The organism is Devosia sp. (assembly GCF_040509215.1).
Taxonomy (GTDB): domain Bacteria; phylum Pseudomonadota; class Alphaproteobacteria; order Rhizobiales; family Devosiaceae; genus Devosia.
Genome location: NZ_JBEVLL010000254.1, coordinates 1 through 16269, shown reverse-complemented (window position 1 = coordinate 16269; position 16269 = coordinate 1). Strand labels below are relative to the sequence as shown.

Sequence of the window (16269 nt, the reverse complement as noted above, 5' to 3'; positions counted from 1 at the left end):
ATTCTTGGAAAGGGCCGGGCAACCGGCCCTTTTCTTTTGCCTCGATCAACCTACATCCTCCCCGCCATGCCCAGCCTCGTCACCCGCTTCCACCTGCTGATCTTTTCGGTGACGCTGTCGATCACGGCCGTTGCCGTCCTGCGCGTGCCGGCCGAGTTCTTCTTCCCCGCCCACTGGCATGGCTCCGACGCCGACTGGCTCTGGCCCCGCAATACCGCGCTTGCCGTCGCGCCAGTCATTCAAGCCGTATTGCTGCTTGCCTTCTTCGTCCTCGGCCGCGCCCTCACGCGCAATCACATGGCCAAGGTGCGCCATATACTTGATCCTGCCCTGAGCCTCGCCCTTGCCGTGCCCGCCGCCTTCCAGTTCGGCCTCCTCTTCATGGGCATAGGTTCCGACCTCGATGTCATCCGCGGCGTCGGCTTCCTCTTCGCGGCCGTCCTGGTCCTTTTAGGGCTCGTGCTCTTCCACGCCGAGCGCCACAGCTATGGCGGCCTGCGCATGCCTTGGCCCATCCGCTCTGACAGGGCCTGGCTCATCGTGCATCGCGCGAGCGGCCTTGTTGCTGGCCTTGCTGGGGCAGGGGTGGCGGTGCTGTCCTGGGTCGATGCGGGCCCCGGGATTCTCGCCCTCGCTTTTGCGGCGAGTCTCGTCGGTCTGCCGCTCTTTGCCGGTCTGGTGAGTCTGGCCGTAAGTCGCGCCTGACAACTTCTATTCTCTCTTTCGCCCCTTCGAATGAGAAAATTCTTCTAACGCGTGAAGAAATGGAACGGCATGCGCTGCGGCAAAACTGTGGCGGGCGTATCTTCTGGCCAATCTGCAGGCATGGCGCTCAAGTTTTGAGCAACTGACCTGCCAGCCGAAAGGTCGCCTTATGTCTCCCACTTCCGTCACCGCGGCGCGCGCTCCCAAGGCGCCCAAGCCGTTTTACGCCAATTTCGGCTTCCAGGTCCTTGCGGCCATGGTCATTGGCCTCTTCCTCGGCTTCATCGCCCGCAATATGGGCCCCGATGCCGCCGGCAATGCCAATTGGCTGACGCAAACCCTCGCCACTGTCGGCTCGTCCTTCGTGTCGCTGCTGCGCGCTCTGGTGCCGGTTCTGGTCTTCACCGCCATTGTTGCCTCCATCGCCAACCTCCGCGAACTCAACAATGCGGCCAAGCTTGTCTGGCAGACCCTTCTCTGGTTCGCCATCACCGCGCTGATCGCCGTCGTCATCGGCATCGCCCTTGGCCTCCTCATCCAGCCCGGCCTCAACACCGAAGTCGCCGCTGAAGCTGCCAAGGCGCCGTCCTCGACCGGCTCCTGGCTCGACTTCCTCAAGGGCCTCATCCCCTCCAACATCTTCGGCCTCCAGGCATCGACCCGCGTCAATGACAGCGGCGCGACCACCAGCCTCTCCTTCAACGTGCTGCAGATCCTCGTGATCTCCATCGTCATCGGTATCGCCGCCCTGCGCGTCGGCCCGGCCGCCGATCCGTTCATTGCCTTCACCCGCTCGTTCCTCAAGGTCATCCACAAGGTCCTGTGGTGGGTGATCCGCCTTACGCCCATCGGCACCATTGGCCTCCTCGGCAACGCCGTAGCCGTCTACGGCTGGGATGCACTGGCCCAGCTCGGCTGGTACTCGGCTGCCATCTATATCGGCCTCGCCATCGTGCTCTTCGTCGTCTACCCGGTACTGCTGCAGGTCCATGGCCTCAACCCGATCCGCTACTTCCAGAGCGCCTGGCCCGCCATCCAGCTCGCCTTCGTGTCGCGTTCCTCCATCGGCACCCTGCCGGTCACCGAACGCATCACCGAGCAGAACCTCGGCGTGCCGCGTGAATATGCTGCTTTCGCCGTGCCGCTTGGCGCCACCACCAAAATGGACGGCTGCGCCTCTATCTACCCGGCGATCTCGGCCATCTTCGTCGCGCAGTTCTTCGGCATTTCGCTGGGCATCGAGCACTACCTGCTGATCGCCTTCGTGGCCGTCATCGGTTCGGCCGCTACGGCCGGCCTCACTGGCGCCACCGTCATGCTGACCCTGACCCTGTCCACCCTCGGCCTGCCGCTCGAAGGCGTTGGCCTGCTGCTCGCTGTCGATCCGATCCTCGACATGGGCCGCACTGCGGTCAACGTCGCCGGCCAGGCCTTGATCCCAACCATCGTTGCTAAGCGCGAAGGTATCCTTGATCAGGCAACCTACGATCGCGGCGAGAGCATCGACGCTCTCGACGACGTCCAGGCTGTTCCGGCGCAGTAAGCCGCCGCGCTGACGATCTGTAGAGAGGGGGAGGCGATGCCTCCCCCTTTTTCTCTTCAATTGTCTTGAATCCTTCGCTAAGTGAAATCCCCTAGACCTTTGAGAAGGAACGATAATGGCTGAACCGGGTGGCGTATGGGATGGTCGGCGTAGGGCCGTAACATTGGGTATGATCTCCAATGTGATCGGAGCCGTTGCTGCCGCTGGCGCCGCCATTGCAGCCTGGCTCAGTACCACGGGGCAGGGTGACTTCACTCAGTGGGCGTTGATACTGGCCGGCATCGGCGGTGTCTTCGTGGCCAAAGGCACCGTCATTCTCGCCATTGCCGAGAGCCGCCCCTACGTGCCTCATGATGGCACTGCAGAACTGAGGCAAAGCATCGGCGCTTTTGAAAGCCGCCTGTCGTCGCGTCACAAGGCCATGGCAGAGCGCCTGGAGCAACTCGAAGCCGAAGTCGCCCACCTGCGCGTTCGTAGCTGAGAAAGCTGCTAGACCGCCTTCTTGAGCGACAGCTTCTTGGCCTTCGACTTCCGCGCCACCTTGGCGGCCTTGGGCACGAAATTGGCCATCACGCGCTCGATGACCTTGATCGCCTTGTCGGTGCCGTCCTCGCTCCTGAGCTTTTCAGCGACCAGGGCGGCGTTGCGCCGATAGGAATCATTGCTGTTGAGATCGGCCAGCGCTTCGGCCAGCAGCTCAGCCGTCAGCTTGCGCAGGCGGATCGGCTTTGGTCCGCAGCCAAGTTCGTAGACGCGGCGGCCCCAATAGGGCTGGTCCATGGCCTGGGGGACGATAAAGGTCGGCCGGCCCAGATGCAGCCCGGCAGATGTGGTTCCGGCGCCGCCATGATGGACCACGGCGCTGACATAGCGGAACAGCCGGTCGTGTGGCGCCTTCTCAATCGGGAAGATGGTATCCGGCAAGTCGCGCGGGTCGATCCCGCCCCAACCGCGTGCCACGACGGCACGCCCGCCCCAAAGCGCCACGGCCTCTTTCAGGATACGGGTATTGCGCTCCGCACCAAAAGGCATTGAGCCAAAGCCGATATAGACCGGCGCCTCGCCGGCCGACAGAAACGCCTCGAATTCCGGCGTCGGCTCCCAGTGGCTGCGATCGCGCAGGTTCCAGTAACCCGTCACCAGTGCCGTCTTCGGCCAGTCGCGCGGACGCGGGCTGAGCGCCGCCGAATAGGCATAAAGCGTCGTCAGGTGCGAGCCATCCGTATTGGTGAACACCCCGCCCATATTGCGCGCCTCAAGCCCCATCAGCTCCCGGCGCAAGCGATTGCGCGGCAGGTTCCAATAGGCTTGCTGCATGGTCGCAGCGGTGTAGGACAGCTTGTTGAGCGTCGGCCCCAGATCATCGGCCACGTAATACATCGAGAGCGGAAACTCGCTCGTCGAGTTGAGGGGCTGCAACGCCGTCATGATCGCCGGCACTTTGAGCGCTTCGGCAATGTCGATGCCAAAGCTGGTGTTCATGTTGACCACGACGGCCTCGGCGCCCTGGCACATGCGCCACGCGGCGCGGGCTGCCGTGTCGATGATCTGCTGGCCCTGCTTGAGCATCCACGGGCCATTGATGAGCATCGAACTGCTCATCGCATTTTCAAATCGCGTTTCCTTGAGGAACGACTGGATGGAGGGGCCGAGCGACTGGAATTCAATTCCATAGCCCGTCACGAGGCCTTCAAATTCCTCGGTCGCACCGAGGACGACCCCATAGCCACGTTCCTGCAGCGCCAGCGAAAGCGCAATATAAGGTTGAACGTCGCCTTGCGTGCCGATCGTAACCAGGGCAATGCGCTTCAAGTTCGAACCTCACAATACGCCGTCGAGTCCGAAGGTTGTCGCCTTCCGGGCCATTTACAAGGCCCAACGAAGGAATTATGAACGGCCTGTCGATTGTTGCATTTCTTACAAAAACGACCTTCAAAGGGCAAGAGACATGGTGTCTCCATTCACTGTTGCATTGGTTCGAGCACGTCTCGCCGGCATGGTGATCGCTATTGCCGCGACGAACGCCTTCGCGGCGGCAAGCGCCCGATAGCTCTTCCCGCGTGGCCACGCTCGTGGCTGGGAAGAGCCGAATAGATCGTTACGGCCCCAAAAGGGTCCTTTTAACCCCTTCAAAACCATAATTCCGTGATAATCGGCGCCGCATCATGGCGCAGCGCTCACCGCGCGTCGCGACAGTTCAGGTCTCAAAGAGGCCTTCCGAGGAAAAAATGAGCGAAGTCTTCCATCGCATCCGCCGCCTGCCGCCCTACGTGTTTGCCCATATCGATCCGCTGAAGGCAAAGGCACGCGCCGAAGGTGTAGATGTCATCGACCTCGGCATGGGCAATCCTGATATGCCGACGCCCGAGCATATCGTGGCCAAGCTGCAGGAGACCGTGAAGGACCCGCGCACCCACCGCTATTCCACGTCCCGCGGTATTCCGGGCCTGCGCAAGGCCCAGGCGAGCTATTATGGCCGCCGCTTCGGCGTGAAGCTGAACCCCGACACCCAGGTCGTCGCGACCCTGGGCTCCAAGGAAGGCTTTGCCAACATGGCCTCGGCCATCACCGCCCCCGGCGACGTGGTGCTCGTGCCCAATCCGACCTACCCGATCCATTCCTTCGGTTTCATCATGTCGGGCGGCGTCGTCCGCTCCATGCCGGCCGATCCGGGCGAGGATTTCATGCGCGCCCTCGATCGCGGCGTGCGTCACTCAATCCCGAAACCCATCGCGCTGGTGCTGAATTATCCAGCCAACCCAACCGCTTACACGGCCGATCTCGATTTCTACACCGAGGTCGTCAAGTACTGTAAGCAGCACGACATCTTCATTCTCTCCGATCTCGCCTATTCCGAGATCTATTTCGACGAGAACAATCCGCCGCCCTCCGTGCTGCAGGTTCCGGGCGCCATCGACATCACCGTCGAATTCACCTCCATGTCGAAGACCTATTCCATGCCCGGCTGGCGCGTCGGCTTCGCCGTCGGCAATGAGCGCCTGATCGCGGCTCTGGCTCGCGTAAAATCCTACCTCGACTACGGCGCCTTCACGCCTATCCAGGTCGCTGCCGTCGCCGCCCTCAACGGCTCCGACGACGTCATCGACGAAGTCCGCAAGGTCTATAAACACCGCCGCGACGTCATGGTCGAAAGCTTCGGCCGCTCCGGCTGGGACATTCCCGTGCCGAAGGCCACCATGTTCGCCTGGGCGCCGATCCCAGCCCAGTTCGCCCACCTCGGCTCGCTCGAATTCGCCAAGCTCCTCATTCAGGAGACCGGCGTCGGCGTCGCTCCGGGCGTTGGCTTCGGTGAATATGGCGACCAGTACATCCGGCTCGCCTTCGTCGAAAACGAACAGCGCATCCGCCAGGCCGCCCGCAACATCAAGAAGCTGCTCGGCACCAAGGGCGACCAGAGCAATATCGTTCCGCTCGCCACCGCCAAGTAGTTTACGCTTTGAGGGGGCGGCATCCCGCCTCCTCGACACTCTGGGATAGACGCGTGGACGCAGATCTGAGCGCCGCAATGCAATGCGGTTATTACGATAGAGGCGTCTGCCGCTCGTGCACCTTCATGGGCACGCCCTACGCTGAGCAGCTTGAGTGCAAGATCGAGCACGCCCAAAACCTGCTCGCCGCATGGCCTGAGGCCGTCTGGCTCCCACCTATGACAAGTCGCCCCGAGGCCTTCCGCAACAAGGCCAAGATGGTGGCCGGCGGCACGCCCGATGCACCCACCCTCGGCATTCTCGATGCCACCCAACACGGCGTCGATCTCACCGGCTGCGGTATTCTTGCCCCCGGCCTCCACGCGGCCTTCGAGCCAATCAAGGCTTTCATCTCCCGCGCGCGCATCACGCCCTACGACGTTCCCACCCGCCGCGGGGAACTCAAATATGTGCTGCTCACCGAATCCGCCGACGGCGAACTGATGCTCCGCTTCGTGCTGCGCTCGACCGAAGCCCTCGGCCGCATGCAAAAGCATTTGTCCGGTCTGCTGATCGATCTGCCGCAACTAGCCGTCGTCACCGCCAATATCCTGCCCGAGCACAAGGCCGTCCTCGAAGGCGATGAAGAGATCGCGCTCAGCGGCGGCGAGACATTAGCCATGCGCCTCGGCGATCGTGTCCTGCATCTGCGGCCCGCCAGTTTCTTCCAGACCAACACCGAAATCGCCAGGGGCCTCTATCTTCAGGCGCAAGAATGGGTCGACGAAGTCGGCGCTCAATCGATCTGGGATCTCTACTGCGGGGTAGGGGGCTTCGCCCTCCACGTCGCCGCGCCCGGTCGTCGCGTCCACGGGGTGGAACTCAGCGAACCTGCCGTGCAATCCGCGCGCCTCAGCGCCGCCGAAGCCGGGCTCGATGACGTAACTTTTGCCGCAGGCGACGCGACCGCGCTGGTCGCGGGTGAAGCGCCCGACACCATCATCGTCAACCCGCCGCGACGCGGCCTCGGCGACAGGCTTTGCGAAACCCTCGAAGCATCGGGCGCAAAAACCATCATCTACTCGAGCTGCAACGCGGTCACCCTCGCACGAGACATCGCCGCCATGCCCGCCTACGAACCCAAAGTCATCCGTCTCTTCGACATGTTCCCCCAAACAGACCACTATGAGGCAATGGTGCTACTGACCCGCCGCTCCGCGCTGGACTGAGGTCGACCACCAAAAATTACATGACAAGAAGTATCACCTTTCGTATGGAGGAGGTCTTCCATACAGAAGGTGATCCATGATCCTCCGTTCGCTGGTTTTCGCCACCCTTTTGGCCGCGACGCCGACCCTGGCGCTTGCCCAAAGCTTCCCCGTCACGCTCGAGCACGCCTGGGGCGAAACGACGATCGACACCGAGCCCAAGCGGATCGTCACCTGGGGCTGGGGCAATGAAGACGCCGTCATCGCCCTCGGCGTCACCCCGGTCGGCATTCCTTTCCACGCCTATGGCGGCGGCGAAGATGGCATCAAGCCCTGGATCGAAGAAGCACTCGCCAAGGTCGAGGGTGAAAAGCCGACCGTTCTCGCCAATGGCTCCGAGCCTGCCTTCGAACAGATCGCCGCGCTCGAACCCGATCTGATCCTCGCTGTTTTCTCCGGCATCACCGAAGAGCAGTATGCGCTGTTCTCCGCCATCGCCCCCACGGTCGCCTATAGCGGCGATGCCTGGTCCACGCCGTGGCAGGATGTGACGACGACCATCGGCAAGGCTCTGGGCAAGGCAGATGAAGCCGAGGCACTCGTTGCTGAAACGACCGCCTGGCTCGAAGGCGAAGTCGCCAAGCACCCGGCGCTCAAGGAAATCACCTTTGCCAGCGCCAACGACTACGATGGCTCCATTGCCGTCTACGCGCCGCTCGATGCGCGCATGAAATTCCTCACCGATCTCGGCCTGACCCTTGATCCCAGCGTCGCCGAAAACGCTCCTGACGACGGCGCCTTCTACTATTCGCTCAGCTACGAACTGTTCGACAGCCTCAAGGGCGATATCTTCGTCACCTACTACGAAGAGCAGTCTGCGCTCGATGAATGGCTCGCAAAATCCTACGCGGCCAATTATCCGCCCATCGTCAATGGTGGCCTTGCCGCCCTCGTCGGCACCGAGAACGTCGCCGCCGTCTCCCCGCCAAGCGTGCTGTCCCTTCATTGGGGCTTCCCGACCTATCTCGATGTCTTGGCTACCGCTGCCGAAAAGGTCACCGGCCAGTAAGCCGTCGAAATCAAGGAGTAACACCATGCGTTCGCTCACCGGGGCTCTCGCCCTCGCCACTGCCGTAAGCGTCTCCGCGCCGGCCTTCGCCGCCGACACCTTCCCGGTCACCATCGAACACGCGCTCGGCTCGACGACAATCGAAGCGAAGCCCGAACGCGTCGTCACCTGGGGTTGGTCTGCTCAGGACGTGGTAATCGATCTCGGCGTCGCCCCGGTCGGCATCCCCTTCTTCGCCTATGCTGGCGGCGAAGATGGCCTTCTCCCCTGGACGGAGGCTGCCATTGCCGAACACGGCTTTGCCACGCCCACCATCCTGCCCAACGTCACCGAGCCGCCAATCGAAGCCATCGCGGCTCTCGCGCCAGACGTGATCATTGCGCCCTATTCAGGCCTGACACCGGACGAATATGCGCTCCTGAGCAATATCGCTCCCGTCGTCGCTTATCCCGACAAGCCCTGGTTTGCCGGCTGGCAGGATGTCGTCACCCTCACCGGCAAGGCCCTCGGCCTCTCCGCCGAGGCCGATAAGCTGGTCACAGACACTCAGGCCTTCCTCGCAGCCGAGATCGCCAAGTATCCAGATGCCAAGGGCACGGTCTTCGCCAATGTCGTCAATCGCAACGACGGCCAGGTCTCCGTTCGCCTCGAAGGCGACCCGCGCGTCCAGCTCTTTGTAGATATCGGCCTCGTCTCCGCGCATGAACCAAGCGAAGCCATCCAGAACGACACCGGCATTTCCTATTTCGTCAGCTACGAGAACTTCGACAAGATTCCGGCCGACATGCTGCTGAGCTTCTTCAATGACCAGAAGTCTGCCGACGATTTCTTCGGCATGGATCTGATCAAGCTCTCTCCGCTGGTCGCCAAGGACGCCTATACCAAGCTCGTCGGCGACGAGATCACCATGGCTGTCAGCGGCGCCGTCACCCCGGTCTCGCTGCGTTGGGGCTTCCCCCAGGTTGCCGCCGAAGTCGGTCGCGCCGCTACGGCCGCCAAGGCGCAGTAATCCCCTGCGAAAGCAAGCATAACAACTGCCTGGCCGTCAAAATGCCTATTGACGGCTAGGCAAGTTCCTATGCACATGTCGCCCACCATGAGCGATATCCAGTCCTTCCGCCAATCCGTCGAATCTTTCATCTCCGCACGCGGTTGGACCCCCACCCGTTTCGGTCGCATCGTTGCGGGCGATCCGCTCTTTGTTTTCGACCTGCGCGATGGTCGTGAGCCGCGCAGCGAAACGCGCGCCCGCATCCTCAAGGCCATGAGCGAGTTCGGCGAAACGGAAGCCCAGACGCCGCTCCGTATCGGCGTTGCCGGCCTTGGCAATGTCGGCGCCACTCTGGTGCGCATCCTCCAGAAAGACGGCGCCGAGCTGAATAAAAAACTCGGCCGCCAATTGCAGGTGACCGCCGTTGCCGCGCGCTCGCGTTCCCGCGACCGCGGCATTGATATTTCTGGGCTCGAGTGGTTCGACGATCCGGTCGCCCTCGCCAAGTCAGACAGCATCGATCTCTTCGTCGAACTCATCGGCGGCGAAGATGGCCCGGCCTTCGCCGCGGTCAAATCCGCCCTCGAAATCGGCCGCCCTGTCGTCACGGCCAACAAGGCTCTCCTCGCCAAGCATGGCGTTCTTCTCGCCAAACTCGCTGAAGAATCCGGCGCCCAGCTCGGCTTCGAAGCCGCCGTGGCCGGTGGCATTCCCGTCATCAAGACCCTCCGCGAAGGCCTGGGCTCCGCCCGCATCGCCAAGGTCTTTGGCATCATGAACGGCACCTGCAATTACATCCTGACGCGAATGGGCAATGAAGGGATCACCTTCGCCGCCTGCCTCAAGGATGCGCAGGCGCTGGGTTACGCGGAAGCCGATCCCACCTTCGACGTCGAAGGCTTCGATACCGCCCACAAGCTCTCGATTCTGGCCACGCTTTGCTTCGGCTACGAGATCGCCCCCGACAAGATGCGCATCGAAGGCATTTCGCGCATCACCCAGCACGACATCCAGGTCGCCGCCGACCTCGGCTACAAGATCAAGCTGCTCGGCATTGCCGAGCGCACCGAGAACGGCATCGAGCAGCGCGTCCACCCCACCTTCGTGCCCAAGGGTTCGGCCATTGCCGGCGTCGATGGCGTCATGAATGCGGTGGCGCTGGAAACCGACCACGTCCACGAACTGCTGCTCGCCGGTCCCGGTGCCGGCGGCCCGCCGACGGCCTCCTCGGTTCTTTCCGACATTCTCGACATCGCCCGCGGCACCCGCGTCCCGCCGCTTGGCGTGCCGAGCGACGAACTGTTGCCCTATCGCGATGCGCCCGCCCGCGCGCATGAGGGTGGCTTCTACATCCGCCTCGCCGCCAAGGATGTTCCCGGCGCACTCGCCGCCATCACCACCCGCATGGGCGATCGGTCGATTTCCATCGATTCGGTCATTCAGCGGTCCGATCTTGCTGCTAAGGCAGTGGCGCCCGATGGGTCGTCCACACGTACTGTGGTGATGATTACCCAACAGACTTTGGAATCATCCGTGCGCGAAGCGCTTGCGCAAATCGCCGCGGACGGCTTCATAGTTGGCGAACCGCAGCTAATTCGCATCGAAAAGCTCTGACACCCTCCCGGTGCCAGGCACCGGGAGAGAAAATGAAGCTCAGCAAGGCCGATGACGGCAAATCGCCGGCACACCTCCATCGCTCGCTGACCCTCGAAATGGTGCGCGTCACCGAGCGCGCCGCCATCGCCGCTGCCGAATGGCGCGGCAAGGGCGACGAGAAGGCGGCCGACGAGGCTTCCGTAAAGGCCATGCGCGCCGAGCTCGACCGCGTTTCCATCGCTGGCCGCATCGTCATTGGCGAAGGCGAGGAATTCGAATGCGATGATCTCTATGTCGGCCAACCCGCCGGCATCGGCGAAGGCCCAGAAGTCGACATCGCCGTCGATCCCCTCGAAGGCGTCACCCTCTGCGCCAAGAACCAGCCCGACTCGCTCGTCGTCCTCGCCATGGCCGAGCGCGGTGGCCTCCTCAACGTTGCCCGCAACGTCTACATGCACAAGATCGCCATCGGCGCCGAATACCCCGCCGACACGGTCAGCATCGAGTGGTCAGCCACCGAGAACGTCAAGGCGCTGGCCAAGGCCAAGGGCGTGCCCGTCTCCGAAATCACTGCCATCGTCCTGGATCGCCCGCGTCATGCGGGCCTTCTCGAAGAACTCCGCATGGCCGGTGTCTCGGTAAAACTCCTCAGCGATGGCGACATTGCCGGCGTCATCCACGCGGTGAACACCGAAGATACCGGCGTCGATATCTATCTCGGCTCCGGCGGCGCCCCCGAAGGCGTGCTTGCTGCGGCAGCCCTGCGTTGCATCGGCGGCCAGATGCAGGGCAAGCTCATCCTCGACACCCCCGACAAGCGCACCCGCGCCCGCGAAATGGGCATCACTGATGCCAACCGGGTCTACAATGTCGGCGATCTCGCTTCCGGCGACGTTCTCTTCTCCGCCACCGGCATCACCGACGGCTCCCTTGTCGAAGGCGTAAAACTCCGCCGACAGTGGGTCGAAACCTCAACCGTCGTCATGCGCTCCTGGAGCCAGACCACCCGCTGGATCAAGGCCCGCCACGCGCGCTAACTCGCCTCTTCACCTCTCCCTCCAGGGGGAGAGGTCGACGGCGTAGCCGTCGGGTGAGGGGGCCTTACTACTTCCCGGCACTTACTTCGAAGAACGTCGACGCCACCCGCTCGCCCCGCCACGTCGCCAGCACCTTCTCCACATTCTCCTCGACGCCATCGCCCGTTTGCAGCTCCAGATCATACCGACGCCCCTCGTGGATCGTCAGCGCATCCTGTTCCGCGCTGCCCACCGGCCGATCCCCGCGCTCCAGTTCCCGCCTATTGAGCTCCTCCACCGGACAATGTAGCGCCACGAACAGCACATCGAACGGCCGGAAAAGCTCCGTCAATTCGCCCTGCCAGCCGGGCGTATCCAATATGTGTTCGACGATGAGATTGTTCCCCGCTGCCGCATATGCAGCCAGCGACGCGTGATACCCGGCGAAGAACGACGCCCGCATATCGCGCCACCGAAAATCCCCCGCCTTCACCCGACCCAATGGCAACACACCCGAGTCGCGAAGATGGTCGATAGAAATGTGCCAGAAGGGCCGTTCGATCCGCTCCTGCAACAGCCGCGCCAGGGTGGATTTGCCGCTGCTCGACGCGCCGTGCAGGAAAATGATGCTCGCTTTGCCCGTCATCGGCCGCTCCCAAAATTGCCCGGCGCAACAAGCATGCACACACAACCTCCGGCAACCCCTTTCCCCTCTTCGCTAAATCGCCTAACACCAGCCTATGCTGGAAACGCGCCGCAATTTTCTGGATGTCAGCCAGTCGGTCCTTGGCCGCGCCTGGGTCGACAGGCTCGACGTTGCTGGCGCGCGCATGGCCACGGCCATCGCCCAGCGCGCCGGCATTTCCGATATTCTGGCGCGCATTCTTGCGGGCAGGGGCGTCGACATCGATAGCGCCCAGACCTATCTCGAGCCCACCATCCGCAACCTGATGCCCGATCCGTCGACGCTGACGGCCATGGACGACCTTTCCGAGCGCCTCGCCCGCGCCATCGCTGACAATGAATCGATTGCCCTGTTCGGTGACTATGACGTCGACGGCGCCAGCTCCTGCGCCCTCATGGTGCGCTACCTCGCCCATTTTGGCCTTACCCCGCAGGTGCATATCCCCGACCGCATCTTCGAAGGCTATGGCCCCAACATCGCCGCCATGGACAAGCTGATCGATGCCGGCGCCTCGCTCATCATCACGCTCGATTGCGGCACCACCAGCGATGGCCCCATTGCTCACGCTCGGGCGCGCGGCGTGGACGTGTTGGTCATCGACCACCACCTTGCCGATCACGACCTCCCGCCGGCCACGGCCCTGGTCAATCCTAACCGCCCGGATGATATTTCCGGCCTCGGCTATCTCTGCGCCGCCGGCGTCACTTTCATGGTTCTGGTCGCCGTAAACCGCGCCCTGCGCCAACGCGGCGATACCGGCCTGCCGGATCTACTGAAACTGCTCGATATCGTCGCCCTCGGCACTGTCTGCGACGTGGTGCCTCTTGTCGGCCTCAACCGCGCCTTCGTCCTCCGCGGCCTCGAAGTCGCCCGCCGCGGCGACAATCAGGGCATAGCCGCGCTCGCCTTGGCCTCCCGCGTCAGCGGCCCGCTCAATCCCTATCACCTCGGCTTTCTCATCGGCCCGCGCATCAATGCCGGCGGCCGCATCGGCAACGCCGCCCTCGGCACCCAGCTCCTGGCGCTCGACGACGAGCACCAGGCCCTCGTCATCGCAGCAAAGCTCGATGAGCTGAACACCGAACGCCAGCGCATTGAGGTCGAAGCCGTCGAAGAGGCCACATCTGTCGCCGCGGCCGAAATCGGATCGGGCGAGGGGCCTCCGATCCTCGTCCTCGCTTCGGCCAATTGGCATCCGGGCGTCGTTGGCCTCGTCGCCGCGCGCCTAAAAGAGCGCTTCGATCGCCCCGCCTTCGCCATTGCGCTCCACCCCGATGGCACCGGCACCGGCTCCGGCCGGTCCATGCCCGGTGTCGATCTCGGTAGCGCCGTCATCGCCGCCGTCGACGCCGGCCTGATCCCCAAGGGCGGCGGTCACGCCATGGCCGCCGGCGTCACCCTCCGCCCCGGCGACCTCGGCCCCTTCCGCTCCTTCATTTCGGATCAGTTGAGCGGCAGCGTCACCACCGCCCGCGCAGCCTCCGCCCTCAAGGTCGATGCCGCTCTGACCGCGCGTGGCGCCACTGTCGACCTTCTCCACAATATCGAACGCGCTGGCCCCTTCGGCTCCGGCAATCCCGGCCCGGTCTTCGCCTTCCCGTCCCACAAGGCGCGCTTTGCCCAGGTCGTGGGCAAGGGTGGCCATGTCAGCTTCACCCTCGCATCCGACGATGGCGCCAAGCTCAAAGCCATCGCCTTCCGCGCCGCCGGCACGCCCTTCGGCGATATCCTGCTGCGCGATGCCGACCAGCCGCTCCATTTCGCCGGCAGCCTTTCGCTCGATCACTATCAAGGCCGCGAACAGGTCCAGTTCCGCCTGACCGATATCGCGCGCATTCCTCGATAGCGAGGAAACTTCATCTGATCCAATGCGTTACTCGCCTCGTAGTCAGTTCGAGACTACGCGAGGACTAATCACGTGCGTGCTTCATCCAGTGCTTTCACCAATGCCGGGAGCCAAGGCTTTTCAGTCGCTTGGCTTGTTTCCCGGAATCAGTGTTTCAGCCACTCCCCAGAGCTTTTCGACACCCGCGCACCCCGCGCCAGCCGTCCCGTCGACACCATCAAACTGCTGCTTGCATATCCGTTAATGCCCGTTAAACTATTGATGGGCATCCACTGGGAAGCACTACTGCTTCGGCTCAAGGGGACGCCCCCGAGACCGAGGTCGACCAAAAAGCTTGGCTCGCTCCGGTCCGCATCGCGATTGTTGGGTGCACCGGCGCAATGAGTAAAACAGCAGTAGACCACTCCAATACCGGCGTTACGCCCTGGACGCGTTTTGCCTCCTTTCTGGTCGAGAAGATTGGCTTTGCCCTGATTGGTCACCCCAAGTTCGGGGCAGTGACCGTCATTTTGCCCAATGGTCGCACGCGGACCATCGGCAATACCAAGACGGGCGAACACGCCGTCCTGCGAATCAATAATTTCAACGTCATTACCGAGGCCATGCGCCGCGGCACCGTTGGCTTTGCTGCAGCCTATATGAACGGCGATATCGAGGTCGACGACCTCACAGCGCTGTTCCGCTTCTTCCTGCAAAACCGCGACATGTTCGAGAGCGCCGGCAAGGGCTTCTTCCGCCGCGCCGCCACGGACCTCCATTATCACCTCTCGCGCCGCAACACGCTCGAAGGCTCCAAGAAGAACATTGCTGAGCACTACGACCTCGGCAACGACTTCTACGGCCAGTGGCTCGACCCCTCGATGACCTATTCCTCGGCGCTTTTCACCTCTGGCGACCAGAGCCTGGAGGCCGCGCAGGTGGCAAAATATCGCCGCGTCGCCGATATGGCCGGCGTCACGCCGGGCTCTTCCGTGCTGGAAATCGGCTGCGGCTGGGGCGGCTTCGCCGAAACCGTCGCCAGGGACTATCAGGCCAATCTGCGCGGCATCACGCTCTCCGCCGAGCAGCTCAAATACGGGCAGGATCGTCTGGCGCGCCAGGGCCTCGACAATTTCGCCAAGCTCGTCTTCGAGGACTATCGCCACACCGAGGGGCAGTTCGACCACATCGGCTCCATCGAGATGATCGAGGCGGTCGGCGAGGACAATTGGCCGAGCTATTTCCAGACCATCCACGACCGGTTGAAGCCGGGCGGCACCGCCGCAATCCAAGCCATCACCATCAATGAAGCCGATTTCGACGGCTACCGCAGCGGCCCCGATTTCATCCAGCGCTACATCTTCCCCGGCGGCATGCTGCTGACCAAGACGGTGATGCGCGAATTTGGCGACAAATACGGCCTCGTTCTCGAAAACGTCGAGACCTTCCGCCTCTCTTACGCCAAGACGCTAAAACTCTGGCGCGAGCGTTTCCTCGAACGCTGGCCCATGATCGCCCCGCTTGGCTACGACGAAACCTTCAAGCGCAAATGGGTCTATTATCTGAGCTATTGCGAAGCCGGTTTCACCGAAGGCTCCATTGACGTCGGCATCTATCAGTATCGCAAGCCAGCCGCCTGACGGACGGAACACCCACTTTCGCCCACCATGTCATCCCCGCGAAAGCGGGGATTTCTGTTTCCGCCAGTGAGATCTCCGTTTTCGCGAGAGTGGCCCCCGGCGCTTGAAAATGGCTGTGCCTCCACTGGCCCGTGCACCCAAAACTTGACTTGACCAATCAGTTTTGCGCGGGCAGAAAACCTCCACTTTTCGAGGTGAGCCAATGACCCTTCGCGCCTTCGCTCTCGCAGCCCTGTCGTCGCTCGCATTGGCTACCGCCGCTCATGCCGAGCCATGGACCTACACTGATGGTTCCGGCCAGACGGTCACCCTCGATGCAGCCCCACAGCGCATCATCGCCAGCCAGGACGCTGCCGCCGGTCTCATCCCGCTCGGCATTCGCCCCGTCGGCATCTATGCCGATGGCCCCATTGCTGATGCCAAGGCTCTGCAAGGGCTCGATCTCACCGGCATCGAAATCATCGGTCAGGCCTGGGGCGAGGTCGACATCGAGAAAGCCGCCGCCCTCAATCCCGATCTTGTCCTCGCCGAATGGTGGGATCGCAATGCGGCTTGGTCGGGCG

At 62.8% G+C, this 16269-nt stretch carries 14 protein-coding genes and 1 pseudogene; 13 read left to right on the top strand and 2 right to left on the bottom strand.

Annotation, left to right across the window (positions count from 1 at the left end; translation table 11 throughout):
* From ABW043_RS14315 to ABW043_RS14305, 3 genes are all read left to right on the top strand, one after another.
* Positions 1 to 705, top strand: a 705-nt coding sequence (locus tag ABW043_RS14315; protein ID WP_353921881.1) for a hypothetical protein, incomplete at its 5' end; no start/stop codon positions are given.
* A 169-nt stretch (positions 706 to 874) separates the two neighbouring features.
* Positions 875 to 2248 carry a dicarboxylate/amino acid:cation symporter gene (locus ABW043_RS14310; protein ID WP_353921880.1) on the top strand — a complete coding sequence of 458 codons (1374 nt, stop codon included), beginning with the start codon at positions 875 to 877 and terminating at the stop codon, positions 2246 to 2248.
* Between the two features lie 115 nt (positions 2249 to 2363).
* Complete coding sequence (locus ABW043_RS14305; RefSeq protein WP_353921879.1) at positions 2364 to 2729, top strand: hypothetical protein; 366 nt, start codon at positions 2364 to 2366, stop codon at positions 2727 to 2729.
* An 8-nt stretch (positions 2730 to 2737) separates the two neighbouring features.
* Here ABW043_RS14305 and ABW043_RS14300 read toward each other — a convergent pair whose 3' ends face one another.
* Positions 2738 to 4060: a glycosyltransferase gene (locus ABW043_RS14300; RefSeq protein ID WP_353921878.1), complete on the bottom strand. Its 1323-nt coding sequence runs from the start codon at positions 4058 to 4060 to the stop codon at positions 2738 to 2740.
* Positions 4061 to 4476: 416 nt separating this feature from the next.
* Here ABW043_RS14300 and ABW043_RS14295 point away from each other — a divergent pair, with 416 nt between their 5' ends.
* The 6 genes from ABW043_RS14295 (at position 4477) to glpX (ending at position 11577) form a co-directional block, all read left to right on the top strand.
* The gene (locus tag ABW043_RS14295; protein ID WP_353921877.1) at positions 4477 to 5697 is read left to right on the top strand and encodes an LL-diaminopimelate aminotransferase; all 1221 of its coding nucleotides are present in this window, start codon (positions 4477 to 4479) and stop codon (positions 5695 to 5697) included.
* A gap of 77 nt (positions 5698 to 5774) precedes the next feature.
* Entirely contained in the window at positions 5775 to 6905 is a 1131-nt protein-coding gene (gene rlmC / locus ABW043_RS14290) for a 23S rRNA (uracil(747)-C(5))-methyltransferase RlmC (RefSeq protein ID WP_353921883.1), read from the top strand.
* Positions 6906 to 6981: 76 nt separating this feature from the next.
* Entirely contained in the window at positions 6982 to 7953 is a 972-nt protein-coding gene (locus tag ABW043_RS14285) for an iron-siderophore ABC transporter substrate-binding protein (protein WP_353921876.1), read from the top strand.
* 25 nt (positions 7954 to 7978) lie between these two features.
* Positions 7979 to 8962 (top strand): ABC transporter substrate-binding protein, encoded by a 984-nt coding sequence (locus ABW043_RS14280; protein WP_353921875.1) that lies wholly within the window; start codon positions 7979 to 7981, stop codon positions 8960 to 8962.
* A 255-nt stretch (positions 8963 to 9217) separates the two neighbouring features.
* Positions 9218 to 10558 (top strand): homoserine dehydrogenase, encoded by a 1341-nt coding sequence (locus ABW043_RS14275; RefSeq protein WP_353921882.1) that lies wholly within the window; start codon positions 9218 to 9220, stop codon positions 10556 to 10558.
* A 32-nt stretch (positions 10559 to 10590) separates the two neighbouring features.
* Positions 10591 to 11577, top strand: a complete 987-nt coding sequence (gene glpX / locus ABW043_RS14270) for a class II fructose-bisphosphatase (protein WP_353921874.1) — start codon at positions 10591 to 10593, stop codon at positions 11575 to 11577.
* 67 nt (positions 11578 to 11644) lie between these two features.
* Here the strand turns inward: glpX and ABW043_RS14265 are convergent, their stop codons facing one another.
* Positions 11645 to 12202: a chloramphenicol phosphotransferase CPT family protein gene (locus ABW043_RS14265; RefSeq protein WP_353921873.1), complete on the bottom strand. Its 558-nt coding sequence runs from the start codon at positions 12200 to 12202 to the stop codon at positions 11645 to 11647.
* A gap of 94 nt (positions 12203 to 12296) precedes the next feature.
* On the opposite strand from ABW043_RS14265, the gene recJ reads away from it, so the two are divergent.
* The 4 genes and pseudogenes from recJ to ABW043_RS14245 all read left to right on the top strand — a co-directional run.
* Complete coding sequence (recJ, locus tag ABW043_RS14260; RefSeq protein ID WP_353921872.1) at positions 12297 to 14087, top strand: single-stranded-DNA-specific exonuclease RecJ; 1791 nt, start codon at positions 12297 to 12299, stop codon at positions 14085 to 14087.
* Positions 14088 to 14159: 72 nt separating this feature from the next.
* The gene (locus ABW043_RS14255) at positions 14160 to 14471 is read left to right on the top strand and encodes a DUF1365 family protein (protein WP_353921871.1); all 312 of its coding nucleotides are present in this window, start codon (positions 14160 to 14162) and stop codon (positions 14469 to 14471) included.
* A complete protein-coding gene (locus ABW043_RS14250) occupies positions 14468 to 15706 on the top strand; it encodes a class I SAM-dependent methyltransferase (RefSeq protein WP_353921870.1) in 1239 nt (412 codons plus the stop codon). The genes ABW043_RS14255 and ABW043_RS14250 overlap by 4 nt, the downstream gene beginning before the upstream one ends.
* 202 nt (positions 15707 to 15908) lie before the next feature.
* A pseudogene (locus tag ABW043_RS14245) lies at positions 15909 to 16269 on the top strand (hypothetical protein); the annotation flags it as partial.

Bases quoted from the DNA above. Each gene is read 5' to 3' on its own strand.
- ABW043_RS14310 (WP_353921880.1), top strand. From the start codon at position 875: ATGTCTCCCACTTCCGTCACCGCGGCGCGCGCTCCCAAGGCGCCCAAG.
- ABW043_RS14305 (WP_353921879.1), top strand. From the start codon at position 2,364: ATGGCTGAACCGGGTGGCGTATGGGATGGTCGGCGTAGGGCCGTAACA.
- ABW043_RS14295 (WP_353921877.1), top strand. From the start codon at position 4,477: ATGAGCGAAGTCTTCCATCGCATCCGCCGCCTGCCGCCCTACGTGTTT.
- rlmC (WP_353921883.1), top strand. From the start codon at position 5,775: ATGCAATGCGGTTATTACGATAGAGGCGTCTGCCGCTCGTGCACCTTC.
- ABW043_RS14285 (WP_353921876.1), top strand. From the start codon at position 6,982: ATGATCCTCCGTTCGCTGGTTTTCGCCACCCTTTTGGCCGCGACGCCG.
- ABW043_RS14280 (WP_353921875.1), top strand. From the start codon at position 7,979: ATGCGTTCGCTCACCGGGGCTCTCGCCCTCGCCACTGCCGTAAGCGTC.
- ABW043_RS14275 (WP_353921882.1), top strand. From the start codon at position 9,218: ATGAGCGAGTTCGGCGAAACGGAAGCCCAGACGCCGCTCCGTATCGGC.
- glpX (WP_353921874.1), top strand. From the start codon at position 10,591: ATGAAGCTCAGCAAGGCCGATGACGGCAAATCGCCGGCACACCTCCAT.
- ABW043_RS14265 (WP_353921873.1), bottom strand. From the start codon at position 12,202: ATGACGGGCAAAGCGAGCATCATTTTCCTGCACGGCGCGTCGAGCAGC.
- recJ (WP_353921872.1), top strand. From the start codon at position 12,297: ATGCTGGAAACGCGCCGCAATTTTCTGGATGTCAGCCAGTCGGTCCTT.
- ABW043_RS14250 (WP_353921870.1), top strand. From the start codon at position 14,468: ATGAGTAAAACAGCAGTAGACCACTCCAATACCGGCGTTACGCCCTGG.